The sequence below is a fragment of the Lonsdalea quercina genome, from assembly GCF_900107885.1.
Taxonomy (GTDB): Bacteria; Pseudomonadota; Gammaproteobacteria; order Enterobacterales; family Enterobacteriaceae; genus Lonsdalea; species Lonsdalea quercina.
In genome coordinates this window covers 220,323-241,580 of record NZ_FNQS01000002.1, presented here as the reverse complement: position 1 = coordinate 241,580, position 21,258 = coordinate 220,323, and the positions used below count along the sequence as shown (strand labels likewise).

Annotated in this window: 17 protein-coding genes; 8 read left to right on the top strand and 9 right to left on the bottom strand. The window is 52.5% G+C overall.

Annotated elements, in window-relative coordinates; genetic code table 11:
* Positions 1 to 30: 30 nt before the first annotated feature.
* The 4 genes from BLU64_RS17375 to BLU64_RS03980 all read left to right on the top strand — a co-directional run bounded on the left by BLU64_RS17375 (position 31) and on the right by BLU64_RS03980 (position 7,256).
* On the top strand, positions 31 to 336 hold the full coding sequence (locus BLU64_RS17375) for a hypothetical protein (protein WP_157755370.1): 306 nt from the start codon (positions 31 to 33) through the stop codon (positions 334 to 336).
* A gap of 91 nt (positions 337 to 427) precedes the next feature.
* Positions 428 to 1,774 (top strand): SrfA family protein, encoded by a 1,347-nt coding sequence (locus BLU64_RS03990; RefSeq protein WP_026742519.1) that lies wholly within the window; start codon positions 428 to 430, stop codon positions 1,772 to 1,774.
* Positions 1,775 to 1,776: 2 nt separating this feature from the next.
* A complete protein-coding gene (locus BLU64_RS03985) occupies positions 1,777 to 4,764 on the top strand; it encodes a virulence factor SrfB (protein ID WP_074727958.1) in 2,988 nt (995 codons plus the stop codon).
* Positions 4,761 to 7,256 (top strand): putative virulence factor, encoded by a 2,496-nt coding sequence (locus BLU64_RS03980; RefSeq protein ID WP_074727957.1) that lies wholly within the window; start codon positions 4,761 to 4,763, stop codon positions 7,254 to 7,256. The genes BLU64_RS03985 and BLU64_RS03980 overlap by 4 nt, the downstream gene beginning before the upstream one ends.
* 330 nt (positions 7,257 to 7,586) lie before the next feature.
* Here the strand turns inward: BLU64_RS03980 and BLU64_RS03975 are convergent, their stop codons facing one another.
* From BLU64_RS03975 to BLU64_RS03955, 5 genes are all read right to left on the bottom strand, one after another.
* Positions 7,587 to 7,967: a RidA family protein gene (locus BLU64_RS03975; RefSeq protein WP_026742516.1), complete on the bottom strand. Its 381-nt coding sequence runs from the start codon at positions 7,965 to 7,967 to the stop codon at positions 7,587 to 7,589.
* Between the two features lie 19 nt (positions 7,968 to 7,986).
* On the bottom strand, positions 7,987 to 8,307 hold the full coding sequence (locus BLU64_RS03970; protein WP_026742515.1) for an AzlD domain-containing protein: 321 nt from the start codon (positions 8,305 to 8,307) through the stop codon (positions 7,987 to 7,989).
* Positions 8,300 to 9,049 carry an AzlC family ABC transporter permease gene (locus BLU64_RS03965; RefSeq protein WP_026742514.1) on the bottom strand — a complete coding sequence of 250 codons (750 nt, stop codon included), beginning with the start codon at positions 9,047 to 9,049 and terminating at the stop codon, positions 8,300 to 8,302. The genes BLU64_RS03970 and BLU64_RS03965 overlap by 8 nt, the downstream gene beginning before the upstream one ends.
* Positions 9,050 to 9,114: 65 nt before the next feature.
* Entirely contained in the window at positions 9,115 to 10,410 is a 1,296-nt protein-coding gene (locus tag BLU64_RS03960; RefSeq protein WP_074727955.1) for an L-cysteine desulfidase family protein, read from the bottom strand.
* 555 nt (positions 10,411 to 10,965) lie between these two features.
* The gene (locus tag BLU64_RS03955; protein ID WP_026742512.1) at positions 10,966 to 11,553 is read right to left on the bottom strand and encodes a hypothetical protein; all 588 of its coding nucleotides are present in this window, start codon (positions 11,551 to 11,553) and stop codon (positions 10,966 to 10,968) included.
* Between the two features lie 231 nt (positions 11,554 to 11,784).
* Between BLU64_RS03955 and ogt the strand changes: the two genes are divergently transcribed.
* From ogt to uspE, 3 genes are all read left to right on the top strand, one after another.
* Complete coding sequence (ogt, locus tag BLU64_RS03950; protein ID WP_074727953.1) at positions 11,785 to 12,297, top strand: methylated-DNA--[protein]-cysteine S-methyltransferase; 513 nt, start codon at positions 11,785 to 11,787, stop codon at positions 12,295 to 12,297.
* Between the two features lie 197 nt (positions 12,298 to 12,494).
* On the top strand, positions 12,495 to 13,247 hold the full coding sequence (gene fnr / locus BLU64_RS03945) for a fumarate/nitrate reduction transcriptional regulator Fnr (protein WP_026742510.1): 753 nt from the start codon (positions 12,495 to 12,497) through the stop codon (positions 13,245 to 13,247).
* 127 nt (positions 13,248 to 13,374) lie between these two features.
* Complete coding sequence (uspE, locus tag BLU64_RS03940; RefSeq protein WP_026742509.1) at positions 13,375 to 14,334, top strand: universal stress protein UspE; 960 nt, start codon at positions 13,375 to 13,377, stop codon at positions 14,332 to 14,334.
* Between the two features lie 256 nt (positions 14,335 to 14,590).
* On the opposite strand, the gene pntB is transcribed toward uspE, so the two are convergent.
* Together pntB and pntA are read right to left on the bottom strand one after the other, a co-directional pair.
* Positions 14,591 to 15,979 (bottom strand): Re/Si-specific NAD(P)(+) transhydrogenase subunit beta, encoded by a 1,389-nt coding sequence (pntB, locus tag BLU64_RS03935; protein ID WP_026742508.1) that lies wholly within the window; start codon positions 15,977 to 15,979, stop codon positions 14,591 to 14,593.
* Between the two features lie 10 nt (positions 15,980 to 15,989).
* Positions 15,990 to 17,522, bottom strand: coding sequence for a Re/Si-specific NAD(P)(+) transhydrogenase subunit alpha (gene pntA / locus BLU64_RS03930; protein ID WP_074727951.1), 1,533 nt, complete (start codon positions 17,520 to 17,522; stop codon positions 15,990 to 15,992).
* 505 nt (positions 17,523 to 18,027) lie between these two features.
* Here pntA and ydgH point away from each other — a divergent pair.
* On the top strand, positions 18,028 to 18,978 hold the full coding sequence (gene ydgH, locus BLU64_RS03925) for a DUF1471 family protein YdgH (RefSeq protein WP_026742506.1): 951 nt from the start codon (positions 18,028 to 18,030) through the stop codon (positions 18,976 to 18,978).
* 378 nt (positions 18,979 to 19,356) lie between these two features.
* Here ydgH and kdsA read toward each other — a convergent pair whose 3' ends face one another.
* Positions 19,357 to 20,211 carry a 3-deoxy-8-phosphooctulonate synthase gene (kdsA, locus tag BLU64_RS03915; RefSeq protein WP_026739471.1) on the bottom strand — a complete coding sequence of 285 codons (855 nt, stop codon included), beginning with the start codon at positions 20,209 to 20,211 and terminating at the stop codon, positions 19,357 to 19,359.
* A 44-nt stretch (positions 20,212 to 20,255) separates the two neighbouring features.
* Positions 20,256 to 21,065 (bottom strand): invasion regulator SirB1, encoded by an 810-nt coding sequence (gene sirB1, locus BLU64_RS03910; RefSeq protein WP_026742504.1) that lies wholly within the window; start codon positions 21,063 to 21,065, stop codon positions 20,256 to 20,258.
* Between the last annotated feature and the right edge of the window lie 193 nt (positions 21,066 to 21,258).

Sequence of the window (21,258 nt, the reverse complement as noted above, 5' to 3'; positions counted from 1 at the left end):
AGATAGATTAACGGGTAACGTGTTGACTGAATGCGCGATGAAACCTCTGGGGACGTCGGAGATATCGGCTCACCGGGGGAAATGCTTAGAGAACCGTTTGTTTTCCAAACTGGGAATACCGCAGTAAAAAGGTTTCATCGTGCAAATCCGGTGCGGCCGCGCACTCTTTTCGTCCATTCGCTTCCCCTTACGTCGGCGGGGCCGGCCTTTGCCGAGGTTCAGGGGATCGCTGCTCGACATTTCATTACCTTGCGTTACGGACTACCCTTGGTATGGGCAAAATTAACGCTGATAAGGCAAGCATTTACTCCTTTTGCCGTTTCTTTTGGCGTTTGAATTGCTTGCAAAAAGGTAGAATTTACGCTGGCGCAGACATATACCGAGCTTTTTCTGCCGTGAAACATCTACTACACAAGGTCTCTTTGGCGTGGCAAAACTATTTTTACGCAGTGGCAATCTGGACGACTTTCTGGCGTTAGGAGAGAACGGACAGCCCGTTTACGCTTCGGCGCTGCAACTCAGGGAAACACTGCGTCTTCGTAAACAGCAGCCGATCGCTGACTGTCTGGCAATACCCCAGCCCAATGAAAAAGGCGATCGCATCGACTGGTATGCGCCCATCTCAGGAAAAATGACGTCCTGGATGGCGGCGAGCGATGAACAGCGCGAGCATGCGCTTGAATTGTTGGAGCAGTACCAGCGAACCATCGCCGAGATTAGCGAGAAGGCACAGACTTCCGAAAAACCCGCGCTAAAACTGTTTGGCGTCCTTCTGGCGAAAGCCATTCAGTTTCCCGGCCCTAACCATGTCTATTTGGTGGATGACAGGCCGGTTATTACCTTCTGGGGCTTCGTCAATCTCGGTAAGAAATTCCGCGCCGATGCGCTTGAATGCTTGCGCCCCGTGGCGCCGCCCGAACCGCCTGTAATCGAGAAAATCCCTGAACCCGAGCCTGAACCGGTTGAAGCCCCTGAACCCGAGTCTCAAGAGCCTGAACAGGCGACTGAGCCAGAGCCCCTCCCCGTTGAACCTGCTCCGGTGTTCGTCATGCCGGACGAACCGAAATCCGTCGCGCGTTCTGTCTGGATGCGTGCGTGGTGGCTGATCCCCTGCGCCGGTTTGCTGGTCACGTTAGGCATGCAGATCCGTGGTTGTGTTTCGTTGCCGCCTTCAGAGAAAACGCCTGCAACGGTGGTTGTCAAACCCGAGAAACGCGTGCTGGATGCAACGACTTCGCCGGTTGAATCTCCGCTTCTGAGCTTTGCGGGGCTGCCGTTGGGCGATGCTACCTTAATGCCGCCCGTCGCCCCGCCCGCGGTGGCGATTGAAGAAAAAGCGCCGGAAAACGCACCTGCCAGCGACGCTGCGCACGTAACGCCAGCGCCTAAAGGCGTGCTGGTCATGCCGCCGGAGTCCATCCGCGTTGGTTCCGTTCGCTTCCTGAACGGTAACTGGCAGGCGACCGCCATCGTGAAAAACCCGCTGACCGGCAAACCGCCGGTGCTGAAGTATCAGATCCATAACGGTAAAGGCCGCGTGAGATTCACCTATGGCGATAAAGTCACCTGTCGCGCGGACGTCGAAGCCGGGCTGCATCAGTCGGGCAATCTGGTGATCAACAGCCGTTATCGTGCGCGTTGCAGCGACGGCTCGCGTTACAGCATGCCTGAAGTCATCTGTAACCGGGTTGACAGCGCTGAGGCGGCGGACTGTAAAGGTCGTTTTGACGCCGATACGATATTACCGATGACGATTAAGCGTGAGAGTAAATAATAATGCTGGCAACCATTACTGATTATAAACAACGCATTACGCTGATTCAGAATAGCGGTATCCAGTTTCTTGATTTCGCGATTAAACTTGATTCTGAGGCAGACATTGCCAACCGGTTTATCCGCAAGAGCGCCAATGGCCCTCTCCTGCGGTTGATTTACAACGAAAACAACGGCAAGTTCGTGCTGCCGGGCGAAACGAATGTTTTACCGGAGGCGATAAACCCAGAGTCGAACTTCACGGTAAAACAATCATTGAACCTGCTGAGCCAGGCCTGGTTGCCGCTGCCGTTCTTCCGTTTCAACCCGCCCCGTACGTTCCTCGGCGGTCCTTATAACTGGGCGCGCGTTCAGGTTCTGGAGCTTGAGGAGCCGGATGACGACGGCAACACGCATCGCATCTGTCTCGCCTTCGATACCAAGGTCTATCCTGAAAGCCACGAATATGAGTCGCTGGCGCCGACCGAGAACGATATCAATACCGGCAGAAACTATACGCTGGCCTACCACAGTGACGAGCTGTACGAGTTTCTGGATATGACCTGGGTCGACGGCTGGCTGCGCGAGACTTTTTCCCAGCAGGCCGCAAAACAGGAACGCCGCAAGCCGCATGAAATTCGTCAGGGTTTACGCGACTTCGAATATCAGGCGCATTTCCTTAATCTGTTGGACGTTCTTGGCAACCGGCTGGAAATCCCTGAGGTGCAAATCACGGCCAGTACGTTGCAGGAACCGGCCGTCAACGTCGACCTGATCCTGGATGTCGGCAACTCGCACACCGCCGGTATTCTGGTGGAAGATCATGCGGACGAAAGCAATGGTCTGAAGCAGACTTATGAAATGCAGGTCCGCGATCTGAGCGAACCCCACTATCAGTACAATGAGCTGTTCGACAGCCGCGTGGAGTTTGCACAGGCCAAATTCGGCAAACAGAATTTCTCGTATGAAAGCGGTCGCGAAGACGCTTTTGTATGGCCGTCCATCACCCGTGTCGGACGCGAGGCCAGTCGTATGGCGCTACAGCGTCAGGGGACGGAAGGCTCCAGCGGTATCTCTAGCCCGCGTCGCTATCTGTGGGATGAGGAACCTTACATGCCCGGCTGGCGTTTTGGTCAGCCAGTGGGCGCAGCCCAGCAGGAACCGTTGGCGACGGCGATGCCATTGACCATGCTGATCAACGACGAAGGTCAGCCGCTGTTTAATCTCCCTTTGGACGAGAGACTGCCGGTATTCGCGCCCCACTACAGCCGCAGCGCGGTCATGACATTCATGCTGTCCGAACTGCTGGCGCAGGCGCTGATGCAGATGAATAGCGCGGCTCAGCGCCAGAAAATGATCCACGCCAACGCGCCGCGTCAGCTGCGCAACATCATTCTGACCCTGCCCTCGGCAATGCCGAAGCCGGAGCGGGAGATCTTCCGTCGCCGCATGTATGAAGCCATCGGACTGGTATGGAAAGCCATGGGCTGGCACCCGGCGGATGAAGACTTCCACACGTCGCAGGATAAAGCGCTAAGCCGCGTTCCTGTGCCGGAAGTCCAGATGGAGTGGGACGAAGCAACCTGCGGCCAGATGGTGTACCTGTATAACGAAGCGCAGGTGAATTTCGGCGGCCGAGCGGAAGCGTTCTTCGCCAGCATGGCGCGTCCCGACAAAGAGCTTGCGGACGATGAGCAGCCCGGCAAAACGCTGCGCATCGCCTCCATTGATATAGGCGGCGGCACGACCGACCTTGCTATCACGCAGTATTGGCTGGACGACGGCGTCGGCAGCAATGTGAAGATCATTCCGCGTCTGCTCTTCCGTGAAGGATTCAAAGTCGCGGGCGACGATATCCTGCTTGACGTCATTCAGATGTACGTCCTTCCTGCGCTGCAAGCCGCGCTGAAAAAAGCCGGCATGACCAGCCCGGAAGGCGTGATGACCCGCCTGTTTGGTAGCGAAGGCCGGATGGACGGTCAGTTGACGCTGCGTCAGCAGGTGACCTTGCAGCTGTTCATCCCGATCGGCCAGGCGGTGCTGGAGGCGTATGAAAACTTCGATCCGCTGGATCTAAATGCCGAGATTGACGCAACCTTCGGCGAGCTGCTGAGCCAACTGCCGACGCAGAAAGTCCTGGATTACGTCAACAGCGGCGTGCAGCGCGAGCTGCCGGAAGAAGAAGTCGGCTTCGATATTTTGCAGGTGCCGCTGGTTCTGCGCTTAAGCAAGCTGCACGCCGAGTTCCTGTCCAACCGCATGAGCATCACCCAGCACCTGCGTCTGATGTCCGAAGTCGTCTCGCTTTACGCCTGCGACGTGCTGCTGTTAACAGGACGCCCTTCGCGCTTCCCCGGTATTCAAGCCCTGTTCCGCCATCTTCAACCGCTGCCGATCAACCGCATGCTGTCTTTGGATGGTTACCACACCAGCGACTGGTATCCGTTTAACAAGCGCGGCCGGATCGACAATCCGAAATCGACTGCGGCAGTGGGTGCCATGTTGTGCCTGCTGGCGCTCGACCTGCGTCTGCCGGGCTTCTATTTCAAGGCTGGCGATTTCCAGCCTTATTCGACCGTGCGTTATCTGGGAATGCTGGACAGCAGCCAGGCGTTGACCACGGATAATGTTTACTACCACGATATCGATCTGGATGTCCCCGACTTCAGCCTGCGCGAGCAGCCCGGTTTCGACGTACGCGGATCGCTGTGCCTCGGTTTCCGTCAGTTGGATAACGACCGCTGGCCCGCTTCTCCTCTGTACTCCCTCTCGATTGTGGATCCCGAGCTGGCAAGAAAAGTCGCGGGCGACAGCGTGCTGCATGTGCGTCTGGACGTCGTCAAAGGCGAAGGCCACGATACGCCGGAGTGTTTCGAGATTGCCGAGGCGATTCTGGGCGATGGCGAACCGGTGTCGCCACAACATCTGAAACTCCGTCTGAATACCCTGGCCAGCACCGGCTCGGGCATGACTCATTACTGGATCGATAGCGGGAGCGTCTTTAAGAAATGAAACCACTAACGCCCAAACAACTATCGAGCCGACTCAGTCGCCAGCTGCAATCCGTTTCTCAGGGCATCGACGAAGCGATAGCCTGGCTGGACGATACGCGGCGCAACGTACCGCGTCTGGATATGGAAGCCGATCGCCTGAGCATCAAGCTGCGCAGCAGCCGTAATCAGGCGCGCGACCTGATGGACTCCGCGACTAAAGAAATCGCGATGGGTTTCTTCGGCCTGTCACAGGTGGGCAAGTCCTACCTGATTTCCTCTCTGGCCGCGGGTGAAAACGGTCGGCTGGAAACCAGCGTCGGCGGATTGACGCTGGACTATCAAAAGCATCTCAATCCAACCGGCCAGTCTTCGGCGTTTGTGACCCGCTTTACCCGTCAGGCTGAAGGTAAAAACACGCCGAATCCGGTTCAGCTGAAATTGCTGAATGAAGCGGATATCGCGCGGATTATGGCGAATGCTTTTTTGTATCACCGGCGTACTCCGGCGAATGAAGAGCTGGATGAGCAGCACATCGCCGAGCACCTGAAAATGCTGGCGATGCACCGGCAAACTACGCCGGTGCCTGGTATGGACAGTGACGACGTGGTCGCGCTGTGGGACTATCTGGTGCGTCACGACGCCAAGCGTCAGACGATCCTGGCTGGCCAGTTCTGGCCGACGGCGGTGGAGTTAGCGCCTTTCCTAAGCGCAGACGATCGCGCCAGCCTATTCTCTCTGTTGTGGGCCGAACAGGCTGATATCACGGCCGCCTACCGCTACTTTGCCTATACGTTGCAACACCTCTCCAGTGCGCGGAAAGTGTTGGCGCCGCTGTCCGTATTGGTTGATGAAAGCCTCCACGCCGATGGCGGTATCCTGAATGCCGGACTGTTCGATCGACTGAATAGCCCGGCCGACATGAGCGTACAGGTGCGTCCTATCGTGGGCGGCCGTGCAGCGAAAACCGTCGAGCTGTCTTTGGCGGAGCTGATGATGCTGACGGCTGAGCTGCAAATTCCGCTGCTCAACGCACCGCGTGAAACGCTGTTCGAACAGGTCGATTTGCTGGACTTCCCCGGTTTCAGTCTGGTGAACGATGAGCCGGATGAGGTAGAAGAAGACTTCAGCCGTCCGTTACGGAGCGCCCCTCACCCGCTGGCGCAGACCCTGCTCTATGCTAAACGCGCCTACCTGTTGGAACGCTATACCGACAGTCAGGAGATGAATGTGCTGCTGGTCTGTACGGCCGCAGCGGGTAAGCAGGACGTGAAGACTGTCGGTAAAGCGCTGGACTATTGGGTGCGTCATACCCAGGGTGAAAACCCACAGGTCCGCAGCCGACGTAAACCCGGATTAATATGGGCGGTCACCAAATTCGACCGTCGTTTCACCCATGGGCATAACAACGATGAAGCGGTTCAACGCTACGTCGGCAATCCCGGCGATGCTTGGGGAACAATGCTGGCGCTGGACAAACGCGGTGTAAATCGCATGGCGGCCTGGTTGGATGCGGAAGTTCGCCGCGAGGTGAAACTTAACCGCGTCAACGAACAGTTGAGCGAGTTGCAGCGTGAGCTGACAGAGAATCTGTTGGGTAGCTGGTATCAGCCTACCGGTGCGGACGCGCCAGCGAAAAAACAGCAAATCGCCGAGTCGATGCTGAAAGCGTTGCAGACGCGTACCGGCGTTCACGGCGAGATGTTGGAGCGTCTGTTACCGTCGCGTGATGAGCTGCGCAGGCTATATATGCAACAGCAGGAGTCATCTCCGCGCAATTTCAACGCGCATCAGGACGATTCGGACGCCGTTGCGCCGTTGGCGAGCTATGAACCCTTTGGTGTGGGGCTGGAAATCGACCTGTTCAGCGATGAACCGGTTGGTGAAGACCCCAAAGACGCCTTAGAGCCTGAGGCCCCGGAGACAGATATTGCGGACAGTCAGGGATACGAAGCCGAGTTCGCTCGCAGCGTCTATCGTTATTGGATCATGCATCTGCGTAATTTGCCGGAAAACGACGCCATTATCGAATTGCTCGGTGTGGCTCGGCCTACCATTGAAATGTTGGTGGAAGAACTGATCACCGCCGGAATTCGCCTGAAAATTGAAGAAGAGTTGCTGACGGTCTTGGTGAACGCAGAGCAGTTGGATTTGAATCGGGAAAATAAAACCGACCGTCAGGTCTCTCGTGCGTTGACCGTGCTGGGCGACTTTGTCGCCTGGCTGGGCTTCCAGCGAGTCAAAGAAGCGGAACGTCCAGAGAGCCGGGTGAATAAAGGGCAGAAAATCTTTGCTCGTCCCGAAAAGCAGGCTGGCAGTTTTGGCGCGACACAGCGTCTGACGCGTCTGTCCGTGACGCCGACCAACAGCACGGCCTACTACATTTACGACTGGCTAATTGGTTTGAATGAAACCATTATTCGCAATGCGGGCTACGCCGCAGGACGAGATATCAAGCCGAAACAGCGTGAACGTCTGGGGCATGTCCTGAAGCTGATCAAGTCCGACGCGTAAACGTGTCGGCACCGCATCTGATGACATCAGGTGCGGTAGTTTCTTCGTCTATTTGCCTCACGGGACGAATGACAATGGTAATCCACAGAATGGCATTGGCTTTTTAATCGAGAAAGGCCCAAAACAGCACGTGTTACGCGCTGCATAACTCTACTTTCGCGCTCCATCAGAAAGGGTTGAGATCACCGTAGTTAGACAATGTTTAATCAATCTACGTTAAAAAAGGATGCCTTTGGGGGGAACAATCCGGGAGATGTGGACAGATGAGAATTAACGCTTAGCGGTACAACAGCAGCCTCACCGCTGCTGTTGTATGATTGACCCATGCGATTAAGCAACCGCGATGGCTTCTATTTCTATTTTTGCATCCTTAGGTAGTCGGGCGACTTCAACACAGGAACGTGCTGGGAAAGAAGCGTCGTACTGAGTAAAGAAAGCCTCATAGACACTATTTACTGCTGAAAAATCATTCAGGTCTTTAACAAATATTGTCGTCTTGATGATGTTACTTACGTCCAGGCCCGCAGCTTCTATTACGGCTCTCACGTTTTCCAGTGATTGATGTGTTTGCGCCTCAATCCCATCCGGCATAACTCCGGATAGCGGTTCTACAGGTAATTGACCTGATGTAATGACCACGTTGCCGGTATTGATCCCTTGAACATAAGGACCAATAGCCGCAGGGGCGTTTTTCGTATTAATAATTTTCATGAATGTTTACCTCTTTCCGTTACATAAAATGGCTTAACAAAAGCAGTGATCCCACGCCACTGATAACAACCCAGATTAGGCCAAACCTGAAACTTATCAGTGTGCAAATAATCGCTGCGATAACTTTGGGATTTTGAAGATCAAACTGCATGTGTGAATTTATCTCTAAAATCTGAACAGTAATGATTGCCGGTAACACCGTGGCGGGAACAAAGCGAAGTGTTTTTTTTACTCGCTCACTCATATTCAGTTTCCCTGCTATTCCTATAAAGGAGAATCTAATGAGGAATGTCACTGCGGCCATTCCTAACGTCAGGGCAATAAAATAACTATTATTCATTTTCGGCTACCTTATTATTCTGAAGCGGTTCGTGAAGGGTGTTTTCTGAATTAATCTTTCTTTCTTCCATAAGGTCAATACTTAAGCCTGCTGATATACCTAATAAGGAAGCCACTACGATGCCCAGAGAACAAGGAATAATGACGAGCAGTACACCAGATACTGAAGCAACCAATGCGGCTACCGTACAGGCCTGACATTTAATCTGAGGCACCACAATGGCAATAAAAGCGGCAACCATCGCAAAGTCCAGACCGTATTTCTCAATATCTGGGAAAGATGAACCAATGACGGCGCCCAGAAAATCGGCCAATACCCAGAAAATCCAGAAAGTCGACATAACCGTGAAATAGAAAAGATATTTATCGCTTTTGTTTTCATCCATGTTTTTTATTGTTGTGGCGTAGACTTCATCGGTCAGGGCGTAAGAAATAAAGCATTTTTTAAATAAAGATGCTTCCCTGACCTTTTCTGCCATGGATGCGCTATAAAGCACATGACGAAGGTTTATAACAAAAGTAGTGAATATAATGACGCCCAGGCTGGCACCGGCTTTTAGCATATTCAATGCCAGCATTTGTGCTGAACCTGCGATCACAATGCATGACCACGCGGTACTCTGCCAGACACTCATCCCCATGCTGACGCTAAGGGCTCCAACGATAAATGAAAACGGGAAATCTCCAATACAGAGAGGCATTACAGCGCTAATACCCCTTAAAACTGTCGCCTTTTTATTCATCACGTTTCTCCTGGGCCAACTTGCGCACATGCGCTCAATTGGCCGGGTGATATATTCATCCGCGCTCAGCTATCCGCCAGAGCATCTTTTTCAGTCATGATGTGGATAATTTTTTTATCTGTTGCAGGCATAGCTTCATTCACCAGACGGCTAAGGTTGTTGATCGTCTGTTCTGCATCCTGGCTAACGATACCGTCGTGACTGCTCACTTGTGTGCCTTGCTTGGCCATGAGCACGGACTTGAATGCACTCATCGTGACGGAGGAGACCTTCATGGCACAGCTGTTAGATGCACCATCGCAGATGATCCCGCTGATATCGCTAACCATATTGATGATGGTCGCCTGAATGACATTCAGGTCGCGGGTAAACAGCCATGCCATCCCCGCCGCGGCCCCCATCGCGGCGGTGGACGCGGCGCACAGTGCGGACAAACGGGTGTAACGGGCGTGGACAGAAATTGCCACTAAGTGGGATAAGGCGAGTGCCCTGATGAGTTCTTCCTGACTGCTTTTAAGTTCCGCAGCAAGGACCACGACAGGCATGGTTGCAGTAATGCCCTGATTACCTGAGCCGAAGTTGGACATGGCTGTCACCGGCGCTCCGCCCATTCTGGCGTCTGAAGCGGCCACCGTTTGGATAAGCATTTTCGATAATAGATCATTGCTCATCAGGCCTTGTCTGACGGTGGCTGTCAGTGTCCCTGAAATATTAAGGCCATAAGGTTTTCTCTGCCCTTCCTGCGATAAGGCGCTGTTAAGCTTGGCGGCCTCCATAATGAATTCAATTTTTTCCAGCGGTACCGTTGTGATGAAATGAAAGGCATTCTCAATGGAAAATTCTTGTGGGGAGGTTTCTGATATTTCTTCATTAACTTGTTGTTTCAGAGACACTGGCAGGTCATTGATATAAAGCTCTTCAATACGTGTATGGCTTTTTTTAATCACGATGCGGCAGCAGTTAACTGCTCCTGTAGCGGTTAGGTCTATATGGATAAAGTCGGGAGTGTCCTGAGCTGTGATATTGACCCTGCCCTGGCTGACCATTTCTTTCGCCTGCTCCGTTTGTGCATCTGTCAGTCCCTTAAGTGTTTCCAGTCCCTGGTCAGGATTACCGCCAAAAACACCCACCGCAGCGGCCATAGCAATGCCAGCATAATGGGTGCCGGGAATGGTGACGCCCATTGCATTCTTGTAAAGATTTTCAGATATGAAACCACGAATACTGACACAGGGTTCGTTTAAATATCTACAGGCCATAGCGGCCGCGAAGGCTATGGCAACGGGTTCTGTACATCCCAGCGCGGGTTTGACTTCCTGTTTGAGCCACCGCAGAAAAACATCTTCATTTAGTTTCGGCATGACATAATCTCCAGAAATGAAATTCACCTTCCGGAAATATTATGATGAAAAGCTAAGAGAATTATTTTTTATAATAACATTACTAATCAAGGTGTTTTAGAAGAAAATTCTCTTTTGCTCTATGTGTTTTTAAGTAAAAAAATGCTTCTGTAGAATAAGTTTTCGTTGGAATACAATTGATTATCTGTTTTCGATATGGCTTTTTCAGAAAAAGATTGATTCTGCTCTCACTTCTCATTAGAGAAATATTTTCTCTTCATGGCGAGGGTTATTATTAACGAGCTATTATTTTGCGGTTCTAAACAATTATATGAGCAGGAGAGCGCGGATAGCGGATAGTCATAATGGAAGGTTTCGCAGTATGAAAATCATGTTAACAGCCGTGATGGTTTCCCCCCTCTACATCTACGCACTTACGCCACATCGGCTAAAAGCGAGGGCTAGGTTATCCCAATGGGCCGTCGTAACGCCTGGATTAAACAAAACGTTGAATGGGAAACGCGCTATCAGGCAAAAAAAGCCATAGCCTGTGCATCAGACTACGGCCGGTCGCGATTATTTTGCCGGTAGCGCATGCATTTTATCGCTGATTTCGAGGACGAGTTTATCCTGAGCTGCTACGGCGTCAGGCAACACTGCGGTATCAGTGAACGTCACCGGCTGCACTTCCATAATTCGCCCCTGGATGTAAGTTGCACACAGAGAGTGCAGTACCTGTTTGTTCAGCATCGTTTGCAGACAGCGTATGGTTGAACCATTGCTGCTGGTCAATGTTCGTTTCTCCGGCTGGATTCGCTGGCGCAGCATCTCTTTTTCCGCGCTGGCGATAACGGCATCCACATCGTCTTCTTTATCGGCAAGCGGTGTTTCACCGCTAACATTGACCGGTAGCGTATAAAGAGAAATCAGCGCCTTGCGGTTCGTCGTCGCCTCGATGTACTCCGCATCGATAATATGGTTAGTCGCGTCCGTATTCAGGCTGCGTCGTATCAAGTCGTTGACCTTATCCGGCAGCGCAGACGCCAGTTCCTGTGACGTATAGCCCTCAATCATATCTGCGTTGGCGTCTTGCGTCTGACCCATAACCGGCATCGTCAGCAACATTGCGGCGGCAATATAACGGGCCAGGAATTTCATCGGCATAGCTTCATTCCTATTTCTTCATTAAAAGTGAATTTTTTGACTCAATAGGTTCTTATCGGCTGTGTTTCCGAATTCTTTTCTGTCGCGCTTTCGTTCGTGCTAAAAACCAGCAATTCGAGGGAGGCCAAGAAACGGTGATGTAACGGCCCCCTTTATCGATGATCTAACCATAGTCAAAAAGTGACGCCGCGAGTATGCTCGTTCAGCCATTCATCTTTCTGAGGAGTCGTGATGCAAACATTTTTACTCGATAAAATTGCCACGCCGATTGGGGAGCTGATGGTGGTTGCCGATGAAGACCATCACCTGCGTGCGCTCGAATGGCGTGAATTCGAGGGAAAGTTGCACCGCATGTTTGAACGCCGCTATCGCGACTCGCCCGTGCGGCTGGTCCCCAGCGTGAATCCCGGCGGCCTCAGCGATATGCTGCAGCGCTATTTCGCCGGCGAATTGACGGCGATTGATTCGTTGCCTGTCGCCGCGGCGGGAACCGAATTTCAGCAGCAGGTGTGGAAGGCATTGAGAGATATTCCCTGCGGTGACGTGATGAGTTATGGTCAGCTCGCTGCCCGTCTCGGACGCCCTACGGCATCGCGCGCCGTCGGTATGGCAAACGGTGCGAACCCCATTTGCATCGTCGTACCGTGCCATCGGGTCATCGGCGCAGGCGGGGCGTTGACTGGCTATGCCGGTGGCATTCAGCGTAAGCAATGGCTGCTAATACATGAAGGTTACTTATCATAGCCATGTGTGATTGGCCGGGTAACATTTTCACATTGGCTTATACCTTCGCCTTGAGGGTTTAACACGTGGTTACCAGCCATTCACATTTCTGAACTCTCAGAGCGTGTTATTCGTTCATCTTGAGTGTCTGTGGTCTTATCAGTGACCTGAAAAGCTGTTAAAATTGACCAATGTCAATTATCGCCAGAGCAAAACTTATGATTCCTGAAAAGCGCATAATCCGACGCATCCAGTCTGGTGGTTGCGCAATCCATTGTCAGGATTGCAGCATCAGCCAACTCTGCATCCCCTTCACCTTAAATGAGCACGAGCTGGACCAGCTCGACAACATCATTGAAAGGAAGAAACCGATCCAGAAAGGACAAGCGTTATTCAAGGCCGGTGATGAGCTGAAATCCCTCTACGCCATTCGCTCTGGAACGATTAAAAGTTACACGATTACCGAACAGGGCGACGAGCAGATTACCGGTTTTCATTTGGCCGGCGACCTGGTCGGATTCGATGCCATTGGTAACTCGTTGCACCCGAGCTTCGCGCAGGCGTTGGAAACATCGATGGTCTGCGAAATTCCCTTCGAAACGCTGGACGACCTGTCTGGAAAAATGCCCAATCTGCGTCAGCAAATGATGCGTCTGATGAGCGGCGAAATCCGTAGCGATCAGGATATGATCTTGCTGCTGTCGAAAAAGAATGCGGAAGAACGTCTGGCGGCGTTTATCTACAATCTATCACGCCGTTTTGCGCAACGTGGGTTCTCCCCCCGCGAGTTCCGTCTGACGATGACACGCGGCGACATCGGCAACTATCTTGGACTGACGGTCGAAACCATCAGCCGTTTGCTGGGCCGCTTCCAAAAAAGCGGGACGCTGGCGGTGAAAGGCAAATACATTACAATCGAAAAAACCGAAGCCTTAGCCGAACTGGCCGGAACCGCCCGCCAGAAAATCTAATCGCCCCTGCCGAATCAACGGTTGTCATCAATTATTGATTCGGCTCCCATCATCAGTTGTTCAAAATAATTTTCTTGGGGTACTCTTATTTATACAGGCTGCGAATCGTCAGCCGAAAGGAGGACCTATGGCGAAGTATCAGAATTTACTGGTCGCTATTGACCCTAATCAGGATGACCAACCGGCATTGCGTCGCGCCGTGTATTTGGTGCAGCGGCTTGGCGGCCGTATCAAGGCGTTTCTGCCGATCTACGATTTTTCTTATGAAATGACGACGCTGCTGTCTCCCGATGAGCGGACGGAGATGCGGCAAGGCGTTATCGCTCAGCGAACAGAATGGATTGCTCAGCAAAGTCAGTACTACCGCGATATGGGCATTCCCATCGAAATTAAGGTGGTCTGGCACAGTAAGCCCTTTGAAGCCATCATTCAGGAAGTTATCACGTGCAAGCACGACCTGTTGCTAAAAATGGCGCACCAGCACGATCGATTGGAAGCGGTCATTTTTACACCGACCGATTGGCAGCTGTTGCGCAAATGCCCTTGTCCGGTCTGGATGGTGAAAGACCAGCCCTGGCCTGACGGCGGACAGGCTTTGGTGGCGGTTAATCTGGCGAGTGAAGATCCTTTGCACGATCCCCTGAATATCAAATTGGTGTCCGAAACGTTGGATCTCGCCAGACAGGTCAATCAGACCGATGTGCATCTTGTGGGGGCCTATCCGGCGACACCCATTAATGTAGCCATCGAGTTGCCCGACTTTGACCCCAGCGTGTATAACGACGCCATTCGCGGCCAGCACCTGTTAGCAATGAAGGCGCTGCGGCAAAAATTCAGCCTCGATGAGCGTCTGACGCACGTCGAAAAAGGGTTGCCCGAAGAAGTGATCCCCGATTTGGCGGAACATCTGCAAGCGGGCGTCGTTGTTCTTGGGTCTCTGGGGCGAACCGGTTTGTCCGCGGCCTTTATCGGTAATACTGTCGAGCATGTGATCGATCGTCTGAAATGCGATTTGCTGGCTATCAAGCCGGATGATTTTGTTTCTCCCCTGGCTTCAGGCGAGAGTGACGACGATGTCGATTCATAATTGAATCGTGTGCAGTAGATAAACTATCGCTTCAGGCGGGGCGCAGAACGTTAAGGTGCTCCGCTCCTCTCTCGAACTCTCCCTTGCCTGACAGATTGACCTATTTACCGTCGCGCATAATGCCACACGTAAATGCCCTGATGGGGGCCTGACTATTGGAAATTCGTATCGTGGCTATCGAGGGGGTTACAAGGGAACTTTGTGAGAAAAAAACAACGCCGCGCGAGGCGGCGTTGGGAGAGCCAAAAAGAAAAGCTTAGAGCGCTTTCAGAATGGCTTCGACGCTGGCTTTGGCATCGCCAAACAGCATCTGTGTATTTTCTTTGAAGAACAGCGGGTTTTGCACGCCGGCATAACCGGTGTTCATCGAGCGTTTGAACACAATGACGTTGTGCGCTTTCCACACTTCCAGAACCGGCATTCCCGCGATGGGGCTGTTCGGATCTTCCTGCGCGGCCGGGTTGACCGTATCGTTGGCGCCGATAACCAGCACGGTGTCGGTGTCGGCGAAATCATCATTGATCTCATCCATTTCCAATACGATGTCGTAAGGTACCTTGGCTTCGGCGAGCAGCACGTTCATGTGTCCCGGCAGACGTCCGGCGACCGGATGGATACCGAAACGAACGTTGATGCCGCGTTCACGCAGCTTGGCGGTAATATCGTGAACCGGATACTGAGCCTGTGCGACGGCCATACCATATCCCGGGGTGATGATGACCGAACTGGAGCCTTTCAGCAGATCAGCAACCTCCTCCGCCGTGGTTTCGCGGTATTCGCCGACTTCCTCACTCTCTGAAGAGACAGCCCCGTCCGTACCAAACCCGCCTGCGATGACGCTGATGAAGGAGCGGTTCATCGCTTTACACATTATGTATGACAGGATTGCACCAGAAGAACCGACCAGCGCACCGGTGACGATCAAGAGGTCGTTGCTCAGCATAAAGCCAGCGGCGGCGGCGGCCCAACCAGAATAGGAGTTCAGCATGGAGACTACGACCGGCATGTCCGCGCCGCCAATGGACGCGACCAAATGCCAGCCAAACACCAGCGCGATAGCCGTCATCAACAGCAGAGACAGCACCTGCAGAAAACCACTGCCTGTATTCACGAAGACCAACAGCAGCAGGAAAGACACGACCAGGGCCGCCAGATTCAGCTTGTGGCGGTTAGGCAGCATCAGGGGTTTGGAAGAGATGGTTCCACGCAGCTTTCCGAAAGCAATGACAGACCCTGTGAAGGTGACTGCACCAATGAAGATGCCCAGGAAAACCTCGGTCATATGAATGTTGATCAGGACAGGATCGGTGATTTCACCATGATCGATATAGCTGTTGAAGCCGACCAATACCGCGGCGAAACCGACGAAGCTGTGCAGAATCGCGACTAGCTCCGGCATTTCCGTCATTTCAACTTTGCGCGCCAGATGCACACCGATAGCGCCACCGATGGCCATCGCTACGATGATCCATCCAACGTTATCGGCATTCGGGCCTAAAATGGTCGCCAGCAACGCAATTGCCATACCGGTGATACCAAAGATGTTCCCCTGTTGAGAGGTTTCATGTTTGGATAACCCAGCAAGACTGAAAATAAACAATATGGCAGCGACGATGTAGGCTGCCGTGACTAATCCACCAGACATCCTTGACTCCTTAATTCTTGCGGAACATTTTCAGCATGCGCTGAGTGACGGTGAAACCACCGAAGATATTGATGCTGGCAACCAGTACAGCGATAAAGGAAAAGAACGACACCCAGCCGCCATGCCCTATCTGCAACAGCGCCCCGACGACGATGATGCCGGAGATGGCATTCGTCACGGACATCAACGGCGTATGCAGCGCGTGACTGACGTTCCATACCACGTAGTATCCGACCACGCAGGCCAGCGCGAACACGGTGAAATGCGACAGGAACTCCGGCGGCGCCACATTGGCTAGCCAGCCAAACAGAACGATAGCCACCGCGAGGATGATGTACTTATTCCACGGAGAGGCTGGCTTTGCTTCCGGTTTCTTCGATGCGGCGGCAGCAGGTTGAGCCTGCTGAGGCTGAGCGGAAACCTGAATGGGGGGAGCTGGCCAGGTGATTTCACCGCTTTTCACGACGGTAACGCCGCGAATCACGTTATCTTCAAAGTTGACGTCAATGTCGCCATTCTTCTCTTTGCACAGCAGCTTCAGTAAGTTCACCAGGTTGGTGCCGTAAAGCTGGGAAGACTGGGTCGGTAAACGGCTTGGCAGATCGGTGTAACCGATGATTTTGACGCCGTTGTCGGTGACCGTGACCTGATCGGCCACCGTCAGTTCGCAGTTCCCGCCGGTTTGAGCGGCCAGATCGACGATGACGCTGCCGGGTTTCATGCTCTCCACTATCTCTTTGGTGATGAGTCGTGGTGCGGGTTTGCCGGGGATCAGTGCGGTGGTGACAATGATATCCACCTCTTTCGCCTGGGCGGCGAACAGCGCCATTTCTGCTTTGATAAAGGCCTCGGACATCACTTTGGCGTAACCATCGCCGCTGCCTGCTTCTTCTTCGAAGTCTAATTCCAGAAATTCTGCGCCCATGCTGCGCACTTGTTCTTTCACTTCCGGACGCGTGTCGAAGGCTCGTACGATAGCGCCCAGGCTTCCTGCTGCGCCGATAGCGGCCAGCCCGGCAACGCCCGCGCCGATAACCATCACTTTTGCCGGGGGAACTTTACCCGCTGCGGTGATTTGTCCGGTAAAGAAACGGCCGAATTCATGGGCGGCTTCAACAATTGCACGATAACCGGCAATGTTGGCCATAGAACTCAGGGCATCCAGCGATTGTGCGCGTGAAATACGTGGCACGGAGTCCATCGCCATGACGGTCACCTGACGGTCGGCCAGTTTATTGAGTAATTCAGGGTTTTGCGCGGGCCAGATAAAGCTGACTAGGGTGCTGCCCGCGCGAGTCAGTGCGACCTCGTCATCTTCAGGCGCATTCACTTTAAGGATGATGTCACTCTGCCAGATATCTGCGGTATCCAGGAGTGTCGCGCCTGCTTGTTCGTAAGCGGAATCTTCGAAGCTGGCAAGTTTTCCTGCCCCACGTTCTATTGCTACCTCAAAGCCCAATTTCAGCAGCTGCTCCACCGTTTTCGGCGTTGCGGCCACACGGGCTTCATTGGCTAGCCGTTCTTTTGGTACACCAATACGCATACGGAATCCCTTTTCGCTCATATTTAACGAAGGTTGTTATAATGATTTACCTGAAGAATTATTTACCGCATAAGTTCATACCCTCGAACTTTTCGATAAATGCCGTTATAACCTACTGAAAATGGAAGTAATGATCCACTCGTAAAATAATTTTGGTCTAAAACCCCAGGAAGGGCGAGTCAAACCACGATTTTTCGCGGCCGATACTCCCAAAGCCCTATGTTCCTTAACATAATTGTCAGATAAGTATTTTCGATTGGTTCACAAAATCAGCCAATAGTCGCGGTTTTGGCGGGAATTGCTGATAAAAACCTGTGATGATTGACTTGGGTTTATGAGTTGTCTTTATTTTCTCGTTTGCCCTCCTCTTTCCGGCCGATGATTCGGTGACGACCTCGGCTTTAAAATGCTGAAGCACTGGGGATTATTACGTGACATAATCGGCGGCTAACACACAGTGTGCCTATTTGAATCAACCGTACTGCGTCAGGCGAAAGGATTTTTTATGAAGCTGAGAACTCGCGTTATTGCATCTACCCTGCTCTCTATATTAGCGTTTTCCGCGCAGTCTGCGCAGGAACTGACTCCGGAAAAAGCCGCAGCCGTCAAACCCTTCGACCGTATAACCTTTATGGGACGTTACAACGCCATCTATGAAGCGGCTGCTGATGCGTCTAAACGCGCCGACGAAAAAGGCGCGGATGCGTTTTACGTCCAGAGCACGGCTGAAGTTAATGGCGGTCGCTGGGCGGTGACGGTTGACCTATACCATAATGATGCGCCTAAAGTTTCCGACGTCACAACCTATCGTGAATTCAGCGGTGTGAAAGAGCTGCCAAAAAATGAGGCATCGCAGTTGGAGCCTTTTGACACGGTTACCGTCAGCGGCTATTTCCCGACGCAGCTAGACGTTGCGGCGGCGATTGGCGAAGCGGCACATCGTAAAGGCGCTTATTCATTCTTCATCGTTCGTCAGGTTGATATCAACTCCCGCGGCAATAGCCAAAACATCACCGCATACGTCTATAAAGAAGATGCGGCTAAACGCCGTGTTCAGAGTCCGGATGTTATCCCTGCCGACTCTCAGGCCGGTAAAGCGGCGCTGGCCGCCGGCGGCGAAGCGGCTAAACGCGTGGAAATCCCTGGCGTGGCGACCTCTTCCAGCCTGAGCAGCAATGTTGGGAACTTCTTCCAGACGCAGTCCTCCACCGTGGGTCCGCGATATACAGTCACGACAAAAGACGGTAGTCGTATCCAGGAACTGAACAACGCGACGGCGGCACAGATGGTGCCATTCGACTCCGTGAGCATTCGCGGCCGGTTCAGCACGCCGACGGAGATTACCGAAGCCATCGCCAAACGTGCCGCGGATAAAGGCGCGAAGTACTATCACATCACCAAAGAGTGGCAGGACAACGCCGATCGCTACACGATTAGCGCCGACATATATAAATAACGCGCTCCTGACGGGATATCGGCTTATAGTCGGTATCCCGTTGCTTTGTCCCTCTCAATACCCATCGGGTTATCGGCATCGCTTTCAGATAAAAAAAACCGTGACGCTACGCCAAACCTGGCGACATTGATTAGCTGTTGTGCTCTATAAAGTGCGAGTACGTAGCTTATAGTGACTTTCCTCATGCATTCCTCGCCCGAATGGTGAATGAGGAACATCGCCCCTTCTCACTCTGCCCGAATAAGCCAATACACCGATGTCTAAGTGAGTTCTTTTAATCTCAACTTATAGTATGTTGTAACTAAAGTATGGTTGTTTTTAGACAGTAAAAAGCCCGCGGCTAATCGGCGGGCTTCATTGAAGGAGTATGATGATAACTTAATGATTCGTATCAAGTTCCGGGAAACTTTTCACCAAATCGTCGATAGCTTTGATTTGTTTCAAGAATGGCTCCAGCTTGCTCAGCGGTAGCGCTGAAGGACCGTCACAACGAGCGTTATCCGGATCCGGATGAGCCTCAATGAACAGGCCTGCCAAACCGACGGCCATCCCTGCCCTTGCCAGTTCGGTTACCTGTCCGCGGCGACCGCCGGACGCGGCGCCAAACGGGTCGCGACACTGCAAGGCATGAGTGACATCGAAAATGACCGGCGAACCGTCAGAGACCTGTTTCATCACGTTGAAGCCCAACATGTCGACCACCAGATTGTCGTAGCCGAAGTTACTGCCACGATCGCACAGAATAACCTGCTCGTTACCGCCCTCGCGGAATTTATCAACGATATTCCCAACCTGACTGGGGCTAATAAACTGAGGCTTTTTCACGTTGATAACGGCGCCGGTCTTGGCCATCGCTTCAACCAGGTCCGTCTGACGCGCCAGAAACGCTGGCAACTGAATAACGTCAACGACTTCTGATACCGGCTGAGCCTGCTGTGCATCGTGAACGTCAGTGATCACTTTCACGCCGAAAGTCTGCTTCAGCTCCTGAAAAATCTTCATCCCCTCTTCCAGGCCGGGACCACGGTAAGAGTTGATGGAAGAGCGGTTAGCCTTATCAAACGACGCTTTGAAAATGTAGGGAATGCCCAGCTTCTGCGTGACGGTGACGTAATGCTCGCAAACCCGCATAGCCAGATCGCGTGATTCGAGTACGTTCATACCACCAAACAGTACAAAGGGAAGATTGTTGGCAACCGGGATATCCCCGACGTTTACCACTTTGTTGTTCATACAGTTACCTTCATGTCGGATAAATCAAAAAACCAAACTCGCAGTTAATGCAACACAATATCTTTCTGTTCGATGGCGTGTATCTGCACTTTGATCATCTCACTGACGGGGTCTTCCGGACAGTGTTCTACAAAGTAGCTGAGATCAGAGAGCGCAATATGGTCACAATCGAGCTGAGCGTAGATCAAACCCCGGTCGCGTATTTCGTAAGGGTCTTCCGGGTCGAATATCAGCACGGCTTCGCAGGTGCGCAGCGCCAGCTCCATTTGCTTTTCTTCCATCAGCGCGATTTTCATCGTATCCAGCAGTTTGCGGATAATCATAACGTTCTCCGCTTCGTCCAGATCTTCATCCAACAGGCGTGTTGAAGGGCCAATATTCCCTTTCAGCCAGACATCAAGCACGTGCTCACTTAATGTGTCTCCGTTAAGCGGATTGATGAGCCACATTTCGTCATCCAGCCAGTCGGCACGAATAATGAACTGGGTGGGGAAAATGACAGGCATTAACGGCAGATCAATTTGCTGAGCGATATGCATGAAAATGATGCCCAGTGAAACCGGCATCCCCTGACGTGTAGAGAGGACTTTATCGAGCCATAGCACGTCTGACAGCCGGTACACTCCGCTGGCGCCGCCGAAACCCCACTCACCGAAAAATAGCGCAATCAGTTTTTCCAGCTTTTGTTCCGGGGAAAGGTGAGTCGGGATGGCCAAACGAGCCTCATCGACAAGGTGTTGCAGATTTCGTCGAACTTCCGTCGCAGAGAAGTCACAGCGTATTTCCTGGGAAACTAAGATCACCCCTTCACTCAACGGTGAGCGGTTGAATTCGAAATCGGCAATAGCACTCATAGGTATTCCATCAGCATAGGTAACTTGGTGAAAATCCAGCATTTTCATCGATAGCAGGCCCACCAAGGTCAAACAGTAACGCTATCCAGCTAATTTACTGTCGTCGTCACGGGGGTCACAACCCCCGGACACGAGGCAGAATGTAAGTAATTATGCCAAACGGGGTCTCTCTCAGCCAGCATTCCACGGCCAG

Coding starts and splice junctions, on each gene's coding strand:
- BLU64_RS17375 (WP_157755370.1), top strand. CDS start 31: ATGCGCGATGAAACCTCTGGGGACGTCGGAGATATCGGCTCACCGGGG.
- BLU64_RS03985 (WP_074727958.1), top strand. CDS start 1,777: ATGCTGGCAACCATTACTGATTATAAACAACGCATTACGCTGATTCAG.
- BLU64_RS03980 (WP_074727957.1), top strand. CDS start 4,761: ATGAAACCACTAACGCCCAAACAACTATCGAGCCGACTCAGTCGCCAG.
- BLU64_RS03975 (WP_026742516.1), bottom strand. CDS start 7,967: ATGAAAATTATTAATACGAAAAACGCCCCTGCGGCTATTGGTCCTTAT.
- BLU64_RS03970 (WP_026742515.1), bottom strand. CDS start 8,307: ATGAATAATAGTTATTTTATTGCCCTGACGTTAGGAATGGCCGCAGTG.
- BLU64_RS03965 (WP_026742514.1), bottom strand. CDS start 9,049: ATGAATAAAAAGGCGACAGTTTTAAGGGGTATTAGCGCTGTAATGCCT.
- BLU64_RS03960 (WP_074727955.1), bottom strand. CDS start 10,410: ATGCCGAAACTAAATGAAGATGTTTTTCTGCGGTGGCTCAAACAGGAA.
- BLU64_RS03955 (WP_026742512.1), bottom strand. CDS start 11,553: ATGCCGATGAAATTCCTGGCCCGTTATATTGCCGCCGCAATGTTGCTG.
- ogt (WP_074727953.1), top strand. CDS start 11,785: ATGCAAACATTTTTACTCGATAAAATTGCCACGCCGATTGGGGAGCTG.
- fnr (WP_026742510.1), top strand. CDS start 12,495: ATGATTCCTGAAAAGCGCATAATCCGACGCATCCAGTCTGGTGGTTGC.
- uspE (WP_026742509.1), top strand. CDS start 13,375: ATGGCGAAGTATCAGAATTTACTGGTCGCTATTGACCCTAATCAGGAT.
- pntB (WP_026742508.1), bottom strand. CDS start 15,979: ATGTCTGGTGGATTAGTCACGGCAGCCTACATCGTCGCTGCCATATTG.
- pntA (WP_074727951.1), bottom strand. CDS start 17,522: ATGCGTATTGGTGTACCAAAAGAACGGCTAGCCAATGAAGCCCGTGTG.
- ydgH (WP_026742506.1), top strand. CDS start 18,028: ATGAAGCTGAGAACTCGCGTTATTGCATCTACCCTGCTCTCTATATTA.
- kdsA (WP_026739471.1), bottom strand. CDS start 20,211: ATGAACAACAAAGTGGTAAACGTCGGGGATATCCCGGTTGCCAACAAT.
- sirB1 (WP_026742504.1), bottom strand. CDS start 21,065: ATGAGTGCTATTGCCGATTTCGAATTCAACCGCTCACCGTTGAGTGAA.